Below are 10,515 nucleotides of genomic sequence, written 5' to 3'. Positions count from 1 at the left end.
TTTACCCGTTCCCGCAGGGATTCGGCCTGCCGGAAGCGGGCATCAATGGATGTGCTTGTGCGCTTTGTAGGACGAGCGCACCAGGGCGCCGCTTTCCACGTGCCGGAAGCCCATGGCCAGGCCGGCCTCCCGGTATTTGTCGAATTGTTCCGGGGTGATGAATTCCTTTACGGGCAAATGGCGTTTGGAGGGCTGCAGGTACTGTCCGATGGTGACCACGTCAACCCCGGCCTCCCGCAGGTCTTCCAGGGTCTGCAGCACTTCGGGCTCTGTTTCTCCCAGCCCGAGCATGATCCCGGATTTGGTCCGGTTGGCACCCTGGTCCTTCAGGTATTTCAGGACACCCAGGCTGCGGTCGTATTTGGCTTGTATCCGGACTTCCCGGGTCAATCGCCGGACGGTTTCCACATTGTGGGATATTACCTCAGGGGCTACCTCCAGGATACGGTCCAGGTGTTGTTCCACCCCCTGGAAATCGGGGATCAGGGTTTCCAGTGTCGTATCCGGGTTCATTCTGCGGATGGCCTTGACGGTTTCCGCCCACAGGATGGACCCCATATCTTTCAGGTCGTCCCGGTCTACCGAGGTAATTACCGCGTGTCGGATCCCCATGATTTTGATGGAACGGCCCACTTTTTCGGGTTCTGCCCAGTCAATCGCGGAGGGGCGGCCCGTTTTTACGCCGCAGAAACCGCAGGAACGCGTACACACGTTGCCCAGAATCATGAACGTGGCCGTACCTTCCCCCCAGCATTCCCCCATATTCGGACAACTGCCCGAGGTGCAGATGGTATGCAGGTCGTAGGTGTCCACAAGCTTGCGCAACTGGGTGTACTTCTTACCAGTTGGCAGCTTGACCCGGAGCCATTTGGGCTTTCCCTTGGTCGTTTCGGCAGTTTTGGGTACCGCGGTGGTGCTCATAGCGAAATTTTAAGCAAATATACGAACTAAATCAGGCCTATTCCAGTACCCCTTCAGCTGTTTCCCTTATCCCGGGCTATGAGCCCGGCCAGCAACTTCTTGGCCCGGAGCAGCCGCACCTTTACATTGCCGATCGGCTCATCCAGGGCCGAGGCGATTTCCGCATAACTCATCTCCTGGAAGAACCGCAATTCGATGACACTCCGGTATCCCGGCTTGAGTTTCCGGATATACTGCAACAGGGTTTTCAGGTCCTGCTCGATGATGAGCTGGTCCTCTGCCGTCGGGGCGTCGTCCAGGACGCGTTTTACCGCATCGCTGTGGCTGTTGTCCGTGCCTTCCAGGATGTTGCGTTTGCGTTTTCGCAGCAAATCGATATGCAGGTTCTTGGAAATGGTAATCAGCCAGGTGTTGAAGGCGTAGGTGGGGTCGTAGGTGTCCAGTTTGTCAAAGGCGCGGGCAAAGGTCTGAATGGCAATATCCTCGGCGTCGTTCTCGTTCTGCGTCCTGCCCAGTTGGAAATGGTACACCTCCTGCCAGTAGGCGTCGAGAAGCTGGCTGAAGGCCACCTGGCTACCCGAGCGCGCCTTATCGATAGTCTGTAGCAGTATGTCTTTCTCCGTATGCAAAGGGATGCTTGGGGGTCTGGGGAATCCTGGGGGATGCGGTCAACGGGTCAGGCGTCGGCCTGCTGCCGGCACTCTTGTTCCGAAGGCAGTTTGCCGCACATGCCGCACGCCTCGCCATCCTTGTTCAGATGGGGGTTTTGACTGGCACAGGTGCCGGCAAAGGCACCGTCTTTCCTGGCCCATATCTTGATGGCGATACCCGCAAAGGCAAGTGCCAGCAATCCGATAGTCAGCAGGATGAGTTTCATGGATTCCAATTTGGTACAAAGATATAAAAAAAGCCCCTTTTACAAGGGGCCCGGGCTATTCGTTCCGTTGGGGTTCAGTAGGAAAAATCCGCCACGATATTTTGAACGGAGGGGGTGGTGTTGCCTCCCTTGGGTTCGATGGTGATATAACTCAGCCCCTTCTCGCCGTAGGGCAATGCCATCAGTTTGTCCTTGTCTTCGTAGTTGCGGATGACCCCCAAATTGACCATTTCCCCATTGACTTCGGCCCACATCTGGTAATCCTTGTCTTCGGGCAGGTTAGGGAGTTTCCTCACGTTGATATAGGAGAGTTTCTTCACGGGGTTTACGTAGGCAATCGCCTTGAGTTCCCGGGCTTTTTGGTTGCCGTTAACCATGAACTTCCGTGTTCCCGGGTTGTTCAGTACGATAAACTGGTTGCGGACATCCTCGAGCTGCTCCTTCATATCGGCTTCCAGTACCCGGATTTTATTGTTGACCAGGTCGTTTTCCACCTGCAGGTTCTGGTTCTGGTTGTAAAACCAGAACGACGCCCCGGCAAAGAACAGGGCGGCAATGCTGGCTGCCACGGCGTACCGCATAAAGCGCCGGCGACCTGCCCGCTCATTCCGGACGCGTTGCAGGATGCGCTCGCGCAGGCCCTCCGGGGCGCGGACGGCATGCAGTTTGGCGTAGGCTTCCAGGTTTTCCTGCAACTCCAGGTAACTGTCGCGCACCTCCGGGTACATCGCAATATAGCGTTCCACCCGGGCGCTTTCCTCAGGACCCGTAGTTTCCAGCAGGTACTGCTCCAGCAGGTCGGACTCCAAAAACTGTTGTATTTTTTCTTTCATAACGCTTGCAATAAACAATAAACGATCATTACGGCCGGGCCGTAGATCTTCTTGAGTTCCCTCAGGCCGATCTTGAGCCGCGATTTGATGGTTCCCAGCGGGATATCCAGTTCCTCGCTGGCTTCCTGTTGGGTCATTCCCTGGAAGAAGAGGGCCTCCAGCACCACCTGGTACTTGGGCTCAATACTCCCGAGGTGTTTTTGCATGTCCATCAATTCGGGGTTCACCCCGTCCACACCTATTGTATATACGTCCGAAACGTCTATTTGGATTTCCTTATCCGACTTTGTACTCAAACTGCGAAGTTTGTCGATGGCCGCGTTGCGGGTAATCCGGAATAGCCAGGTAAACAGTTTGGCCTTTGAAGCGTCGTAGGTATGGGATTTCTTCCAGATCTTCACAAAACTCTCCTGGACCACGTCCTGGGCGAGTTCTTCGTTTTTTACCACCTTCAGGGCAACCCCGTAGAGCGTGTCCCCATAGTGCTCATAGAGCAGGCCGATGGCCTTTTCATCGCCCTCCCGGAGCAGTTCAACTATATGTTTTTCGAGTAATGTGCTCATGATTTGGGCGATGGCCGGAAAAAAGCATATTGCCCGGCATCCAAACCCTATAGCCTTGTCGTATATAGGGAAACGCTAAGTTAAGAATTTTTGTTCTCCGGCGTTTTCACTTTTGAATTAGTTCGACGTACGGGAACTTCATGCCGTACGTAATGTTTGGTTAGTTTGGTTTGGTTTAGCCCCCGCTTCGGATCCCGCAGCGGGGGTTATTATTTTCAGGGGAACTTACAAGATATTCACTTCTGGCTCGATCTGTATTCCATACGTATCCCGGACTGCTTGTTGGATTTCCCGCGCCAGGGCCAGTATTTCTTTCCCGGAGGCTCCCCCGTAATTGACCAGGACGAGCGCCTGGTTTTTATGGACGCCCGCATCGCCCTGGCGATGCCCCTTGTACCCGAGCGAATCGATGAGCCAGCCAGCCGGCACCTTAACGTCCCCGTTTTCCTGCGGATATCCCGGCATTTGCGGGAAGCGCGTGCGGAGATTTTCAAATTGGGACTTTCCAATAACCGGGTTCTTAAAAAAGCTCCCGCTGTTTCCCAGTTCGGCAGGATCCGGCAGTTTGCTCTTTCGAATGGCGATAACTGCCCGCGCAACTTCGGGCGGCCCGGGAGCCTCGATGCCTTCCCGCTCCAGCCAGCCCGCAATGTCTCCGTAGCCCGTCCGGATCTCGTGCCCGGAGCGGGTCAGCCGGAGGGTGACCGACCAGATGGCGTAGCGTCCTTTCAGCTCGCGTTTGAAGACCGAATCCCGGTAGCCGAAGCGGCAGGCAGCGTTGCTGAACACCCGGGGCTCCCCGGTTTGGATATCCACGGCTTCGAGTTCAACGAGTACGTCGCGGATCTCGGCCCCGTAGGCGCCGATATTCTGGATGGGGGCCGTCCCCGTTTTCCCGGGGATCAGGGAGAGGTTTTCCAGGCCGCCATAACCCTGCTCCAGCGTCCACATCACCAGCTCGTGCCAGTTTTCCCCGGCCATTACGCGCAGGGTAACCGAGTGCGCGTCCTGGTCCAGCACTTCCTTGCCCGATGTATCCATATAGAGTACGCGGGCTTCCAATGGGGCCGTGAGCAGCAGGTTACTGCCTCCGCTGAGGATAAAAGGAGGGGGGAGGTCCGGTTCGGCTATGGCCTGCCGGAAGGTTTCCAGGTTGTCTACCCGGATAAAATGGCTGGCGGGGACATCGATGCCGAAGGTATTGAACCCTTTCAGGGATACGTTGCGTTCAATGACCATCCGCCTGGTATTTTTCGAGGGCTGCCGCGAGTATCCTCACCGCCTTCCGAAGCTGGTTTTCCTCGAGTACGTAGGCGATGCGCACCTGGTTTTCCCCCAGGCCCGGCGTCGCGTAAAAGCCGGCGGCGGGCGCCAGCATCACCGTGGCCCCCTCGAGCCTGAACTCCTCCAGCAGCCATTGGGCAAAGTGGTCGGCATCCCGGATGGGCAACTCCACCATGCAGTAAAAGGCCCCCTGGGGCCTGGCCACAAGAATCCCGGGGATCTTGCCCAGTTCTTCCAGGAGCACATCCCTTCTGCGGGTATATTCGGCATTGACCGCTTCAAAATAAGACGGGGGCGTATCCAGGGCCGCCTCGCTGGCCACCTGGGCGAACGTAGGCGGGGACAGCCGCGCCTGGGCAAATTTCAGGGCCGCCTGCATGAGCTGTTCGTTCCGGGTAATGATGCAACCGATCCGCGCCCCGCACATGCTGTACCTTTTGGAAACCGAATCCACCACCACGGCGTTGTCCTCCAGCCCGGGTTCCTGCAGGATGGAATAGTGTTTTTTTCCGTCGTAGGCAAATTCCCGGTAAACCTCGTCGGCAATCAGGAACAGGTCGTGCCGGCGTACGAGTTCCGCCAGCGATCGGATTTCCTCGGGGGAATAGAGGTACCCCGTTGGGTTGCCCGGATTGCACAGCAGGATGGCCCGGGTCCGGGGTCCGATATAGGATTCGAAGTCCGAAATAGGGGGTAGGGCGAAGTTATCCGAAATGCCGGATGCCACCGGAACCACCGTTACCCCGGTGGCCGTGGCAAATCCGTTGTAGTTTGCGTAGAATGGTTCCGGGATGATGATTTCGTCTCCCAGGTCGGCCACGCAACTCATTACAAAGGAGAGGGCTTCAGACCCCCCCGTGGTGACCAGGATTTGTTCCCGGGTAACCGCGATGCCCTGTTTCCCGTAGTAATCGGCGAGTTTGGCCCGGTAGGATTCACTCCCCTCGGAACGGCTGTATTCCAGCACCTCCGTCCGGAAATTCCGGACAGCCTCCAGGGCCTGGGACGGTGTCTTGATGTCCGGTTGCCCGATATTCAGGTGGATGACTTCCACCCCGCTTTTTTTCGCTGCCTCGGCATAGGGCACGAGCTTGCGGATCGGGGAGGCCGGCATGGCCTGGCCTTTTTTGGAGAGAGTGGGCATAATAGGGTAGGGTTTCTGCTTCTGCCACAAAAATGGGAAAACCATTCGGTCCCCGCAACCCCAATCGCATCCTGTGGGAAGGGAGGGGGCCTAAGGGGATGTTAAAAAAGCCTTCGGTGTCCGATAAATTAGTAACTTTAAGAGATACACCACTGGTAATGAAGCTTGTACGATATGCGCGGATCGGGTTGCTTCTGGGGATAGTACTCTGCTGTTTCCGGGGGGCGGCGCAGCATTACCAGTTGCTGGACGGCCGGAAAAAAAGCCCGAAGATCCCATTCGAATTGGTGAATAACCTGATGATTATCCCCCTTGAAGTCAACGGGACCCCGCTGCGTTTTATCCTGGACACGGGCGTGAACAAACCCATCCTCTTCAACGTTGCCGACCAGGACTCCATAGAGCTCCGAAATGTTGCCAAAATCCAGATCCGCGGTTTGGGAACGGGCGACCCTATCGACGCGTTGCGTTCCACCGGCAATATTTTCAAATTAAAGGGTCTGGTAAATCCCGGCCAGCAGTTGTACGTGGTGCTGGACAGGGAAATGAATTTTTCGCCTTCCCTGGGCATTACCATCCACGGAATCATCGGGTACGACCTGTTCCGGGACCACGTGGTGGAAGTCAATTACGGCAGGAAGTTCATCCGGTTTCACAACCCGGCCACCTACAGGCACAGGAACCGGTCGCGGGAGGTAACCGTCCCGATCACCATCGACAGGAACAAGGCCTATGTCAGCGGGGGCGTCACCCTGGAAGACGGGGAGGAACTGGATGTCAAGCTCCTGATGGACACCGGGAGCAGCGATGCGCTCTGGTTGTTCCGGGATGACGACGAAGGGCTCTACATACCGGAAAAACATTACGAAGATTACCTGGGCAAAGGGCTGAGCGGTACCATCTACGGGAAACGGACCAAGGTCAAACAAATCCGGGTCGGCGACTTTGTCCTCAACGACGCAAAAGCGGCCTTCCCCTACCTGGATTCTTTCAGGGCACTCCCAAACCTGGGTGACCGGGATGGCAGTATCGGCGGGGAGTTGCTCAAACGCTTCAACATGGTGTTCAACTACCCGAGCGGGGAGCTGACTCTCAAACCGAATGCGCATTTCCGCGACCCCTTCCATTTCAACCTGGCGGGGATTGAACTCGAGCACGCCGGGGTCCGCTATATCGCCGAACGCATTACAGATTCGCGGGGCGTGGTGCAGCAGGATGAAGAAGACACCTTTGGTACGGTCCAGATACTGACTTCCCAGAGAACCCGCCTGAGCCTGGTGCCCGAGATCGTCGTTTCCGCCATCCGTGCCGGCAGTCCGGCCGAGGAAGTTGGCCTCCGGCAGGGAGATGTGATCCTGGCGGTGAACGGCAAGTCCGTGCACCGATACAAGTTGCAGGAAATCATGAAGATGATCAACGAGAAGAAGGGGAAGCGGATCCGGTTGCTCATTGAGCGCTACAACCGGGACCTGCTATTTTCCTTTACCCTGAGGGAACTCTTTGAATAGGCGGGGAGGGTACTCTTTGAATAGGCGGGCTAAGGTGGCCGGTTCCCGGCCGGTTATTTCCCGCTACGGCAGGCGCACCGGGCATCCCGGGATGCACAAAAAAAATCCCCCGGTTTTTCCGGGGGATTTTCTCGAGGTTCAAATCGTAATTTTTACTTCCCTTCAACGCCTTTAACGGTTCCTTTTATCTTCAGAATCTTCGTCGGGGTGTCCGCATTGGAAATCACCGTAATCGCCTTGCGGATCGGACCTACCCGATTCGTGTCGTATTTTACCTGGATTTCCCCGGTTTTCCCGGGCATGATGGGGGCTTCCGGCTTCTTGGGGATCGTACATCCGCAGCTGGAACTCACCTTGCTGATGACCAGGGGTGCATTGCCGGTATTCGTAAATTCAAATACGCGGAGGCCGTCGCTTCCCTTGTCAATCTCACCGTAGTCGACCGTTTCTGTCTTGAATTCGATCTTTGCAGTTTTTTCCTGTGCGGAAACACTCCAAGTCAGTAGGCCTACAAACAATAGAATTACTACTTTTTTCATTGTGGTTCATTTTGGGTGAACTTCAAATGTAGCCATTGAGGCAGGAACATCCAAAATTCTTTTGTTATCTACTAACGTTACTTATTTTTGTTTCGTATTTAATCTTGCTGACAATTTTCGGGCGGCAGGCCGGATTACCCGGTATTTTCCCCGCTCCGCAAACCGTCCGCCCCCTTAGATCAAAAACCATACCAAAATAATGGATATCCCCTCAAAATACGACCCGCAACGGGTTGAAAAACAATGGTATACCTATTGGATGGAGCACGAATATTTCCGCTCTGTCCCGGATGAGCGGGAACCCTATACCGTGGTAATCCCGCCGCCCAATGTCACCGGGGTCCTCCATATGGGCCATATGTTGAACAATACCATCCAAGATGTCCTGGTGCGCCGGGCCCGGATGATGGGGAAGAATGCGTGCTGGGTACCGGGTACGGACCACGCCTCCATCGCAACGGAGGCCAAGGTCGTTGCCAAACTTCGGGACGAAGGAATTTCCAAAGATTCCATCAGCCGGGAGGAATTCCTGAAGCACGCCTGGGACTGGACCCACAATTACGGGGGGGTTATCCTGGAGCAATTGAAAAAGCTGGGTTGTTCCTGCGACTGGGAACGCACCAAATTCACCATGGATCCCGATATGGAGGCGTCCGTGCTGCAGGTTTTCGTAGACCTATACAAAAAAGGCCTGATCTACCGGGGGTACCGGATGGTGAACTGGGATCCGGAAGCCCGGACCACCCTCTCGGACGAAGAGGTGAATTACGAGGAACGCCAGGGTTTCCTCTACCACATCGCTTACCCGGTGGTGGGCAGCGAATCGCGCGTAGTGATAGCCACCACCCGCCCCGAAACCCTCCTGGGTGATACGGCGGTATGCGTACACCCCGAAGACGAACGCTACCTGGACCTGCATGGCAAGCGCGTGCGGGTGCCGATTTGCGACCGGGAGGTCCCGGTAATCCCGGATGAGTACGTCACTATGGAATTCGGTACAGGCTGCCTGAAGGTCACCCCGGCCCACGATGAAAACGATTATGCACTCGGGGAGAAGCACGGCCTGGAAATCGTGGATATTTTTAACCCGGATGCCACCCTGAACGCCCATGGGTTGCACTATCAGGGTATGGACCGGTTCGAGGCCCGCAAGGCTATCGTAAAGGAATTGGAGGCGAAGGGCTACCTGGTGAAAACCGAACCCTATACCAACAAGGTCGGGACGTCCGAACGCACGCGGGCTGTTATTGAGCCCCGGTTGTCCGACCAGTGGTTCCTCCGGATGGAGGAGCTGGCACAACCCGCGCTTAAAGCCGTACTGGAGACCCGCGACGTCCGCCTGGTACCCTCAAAGTTTGAGAATACCTACCGGCATTGGATGGAGAATATCCGCGACTGGAACATCTCACGCCAGTTGTGGTGGGGTCAGCGCATTCCGGCGTGGTACTACGGGCCGGGGCAGGCAGATTTCGTCGTCGCGGCAACGCCCGCGGAGGCCCTGGAGCAGGCCCGGGAACAATCCGGGAACCCGTCCCTGCAACCCGACGACCTCCGGCAGGACGAGGATGTGCTGGACACCTGGTTTTCCTCCTGGATCTGGCCGATCAGCGTGTTCGGGGGGATCCTGGAACCGGAAAACGAGGAAGTGTCCTACTACTACCCGACCACCGACCTGGTTACCGGACCGGACATCCTGTTTTTCTGGGTGGCCCGGATGATTATTGCCGGGTATGAATTCCGGGGGGAACGCCCTTTTGAAACCGTTTACCTGACCGGGTTGGTCCGGGATAAACAGCGCCGGAAGATGTCCAAATCCCTGGGGAATTCCCCGGATGCCCTGGAGCTGATATCCGAGTTCGGGGCCGACGGCGTGCGGGTGGGGCTGTTGCTGAGCGCGGCGGCCGGGAATGACCTGCTGTTCGACGAGTCGCTTTGCCAGCAGGGGAAGAATTTTGCCAACAAGATCTGGAATGCCTTCCGTCTGGTCCGCGGTTGGGAGGTGGCGGACCGGGAGCAGCCCGAGTCGGCCGCCCTGGGGGTTTCCTGGTATCGGGCAAGGTTTTCTGCCGTCCTGGCGGAAATTGAAGATCATTTTTCAAAATACCGAATCTCCGATGCGCTGATGGCCACCTATAAACTGCTTTGGGAGGATTTTTGTTCCTGGCTGCTGGAGATTGTCAAACCCGCCTATGGGGAGCCCATAGACCGGAAAACCTACGCCGAGGTAATCGGCCTCTTTGAGGACAACCTGCGGCTGCTGCACCCGTTTATGCCCTTCCTGTCCGAGGAGGTCTGGCAACATATCGCCAAGCGGTCTCCCCGGGAGGCCCTGGTGGTCGCTTCCTGGCCCGAGGCACCCGACGCGGACCCTGCTCTGCTCGCGGAATTTGAATTTGCCTCGGGGGTAATTTCCGGCGTTCGTACCATCCGGAAAGACAAGAACATCCCCTTTAAGGAAGCGCTGCAACTCCACGTGCTCGACGAGGAAAACCAACCGCGCAAATGGGATGTGCTGATCCGGAAACTGGCCAACGTGGAAGAGCCCGTCTATTGCGAACAGCCCCCTGAAGGAGCCCTGTCCTTCCGGGTTCGCAGCAACGAGTATTTCATCCCCCTGGAAGGCGCTGTGGATGTGGGGGAGGAAATCCGGAAGATCCGGGAGGAACTGGAATATACCCGGGGCTTCCTGGCATCCGTGAGGAAAAAGCTCTCCAACGACCGGTTTGTGGGCAATGCTCCGGAAAAAGTTGTGGCCCTGGAGCGAAAGAAGGCGTCGGATGCCGAAGCGAAGATCGAAACCCTCGAGAAAAGCCTCGCCAACCTGCAATAGGCCGCTGGCCTGACAA

At 56.5% G+C, this 10,515-nt stretch carries 10 protein-coding genes; 2 read left to right on the top strand and 8 right to left on the bottom strand.

The genetic code is table 11. The features are described from left to right. Nucleotides 1-42: 42 nt before the first annotated feature. The 7 genes from lipA to RB2501_RS14780 form a co-directional block, all read right to left on the bottom strand. The gene (gene lipA / locus RB2501_RS14810; protein WP_015755679.1) at nucleotides 43-921 is read right to left on the bottom strand and encodes a lipoyl synthase; all 879 of its coding nucleotides are present in this window, start codon (nucleotides 919-921) and stop codon (nucleotides 43-45) included. A gap of 53 nt (nucleotides 922-974) precedes the next feature. Next, entirely contained in the window at nucleotides 975-1,550 is a 576-nt protein-coding gene (locus tag RB2501_RS14805) for an RNA polymerase sigma factor (RefSeq protein ID WP_041327314.1), read from the bottom strand. Between the two features lie 47 nt (nucleotides 1,551-1,597). Continuing rightward, nucleotides 1,598-1,798 carry a hypothetical protein gene (locus RB2501_RS14800; protein ID WP_015755677.1) on the bottom strand — a complete coding sequence of 67 codons (201 nt, stop codon included), beginning with the start codon at nucleotides 1,796-1,798 and terminating at the stop codon, nucleotides 1,598-1,600. A 74-nt stretch (nucleotides 1,799-1,872) separates the two neighbouring features. After that, nucleotides 1,873-2,631, bottom strand: coding sequence for an anti-sigma factor (locus RB2501_RS14795; RefSeq protein WP_015755676.1), 759 nt, complete (start codon nucleotides 2,629-2,631; stop codon nucleotides 1,873-1,875). Further along, nucleotides 2,628-3,194 carry an RNA polymerase sigma factor gene (locus RB2501_RS14790; protein ID WP_015755675.1) on the bottom strand — a complete coding sequence of 189 codons (567 nt, stop codon included), beginning with the start codon at nucleotides 3,192-3,194 and terminating at the stop codon, nucleotides 2,628-2,630. Before RB2501_RS14790 ends, RB2501_RS14795 begins: the two co-directional genes overlap by 4 nt. 225 nt (nucleotides 3,195-3,419) lie before the next feature. Beyond that, nucleotides 3,420-4,433, bottom strand: a complete 1,014-nt coding sequence (gene murB, locus RB2501_RS14785) for a UDP-N-acetylmuramate dehydrogenase (protein ID WP_015755674.1) — start codon at nucleotides 4,431-4,433, stop codon at nucleotides 3,420-3,422. Next, nucleotides 4,423-5,622 (bottom strand): pyridoxal phosphate-dependent aminotransferase, encoded by a 1,200-nt coding sequence (locus tag RB2501_RS14780; protein WP_015755673.1) that lies wholly within the window; start codon nucleotides 5,620-5,622, stop codon nucleotides 4,423-4,425. The genes murB and RB2501_RS14780 overlap by 11 nt, the downstream gene beginning before the upstream one ends. Before the next feature lie 158 nt (nucleotides 5,623-5,780). Here RB2501_RS14780 and RB2501_RS14775 point away from each other — a divergent pair, with 158 nt between their 5' ends. Further along, nucleotides 5,781-7,130: an aspartyl protease family protein gene (locus tag RB2501_RS14775; protein ID WP_015755672.1), complete on the top strand. Its 1,350-nt coding sequence runs from the start codon at nucleotides 5,781-5,783 to the stop codon at nucleotides 7,128-7,130. A gap of 152 nt (nucleotides 7,131-7,282) precedes the next feature. Here RB2501_RS14775 and RB2501_RS14770 read toward each other — a convergent pair whose 3' ends face one another. Then, complete coding sequence (locus RB2501_RS14770; protein ID WP_015755671.1) at nucleotides 7,283-7,669, bottom strand: DUF1573 domain-containing protein; 387 nt, start codon at nucleotides 7,667-7,669, stop codon at nucleotides 7,283-7,285. Between the two features lie 199 nt (nucleotides 7,670-7,868). Between RB2501_RS14770 and RB2501_RS14765 the strand changes: the two genes are divergently transcribed. Beyond that, on the top strand, nucleotides 7,869-10,499 hold the full coding sequence (locus tag RB2501_RS14765) for a valine--tRNA ligase (RefSeq protein ID WP_015755670.1): 2,631 nt from the start codon (nucleotides 7,869-7,871) through the stop codon (nucleotides 10,497-10,499). The last annotated feature ends 16 nt before the right edge of the window (nucleotides 10,500-10,515 follow it).

Source organism: Robiginitalea biformata HTCC2501 (assembly GCF_000024125.1).
Lineage (GTDB): Bacteria > Bacteroidota > Bacteroidia > Flavobacteriales > Flavobacteriaceae > Robiginitalea > Robiginitalea biformata.
The sequence above is the reverse complement of the archived record's forward strand: the minus strand, read 5'-3'. Positions and strand labels throughout refer to the sequence as shown.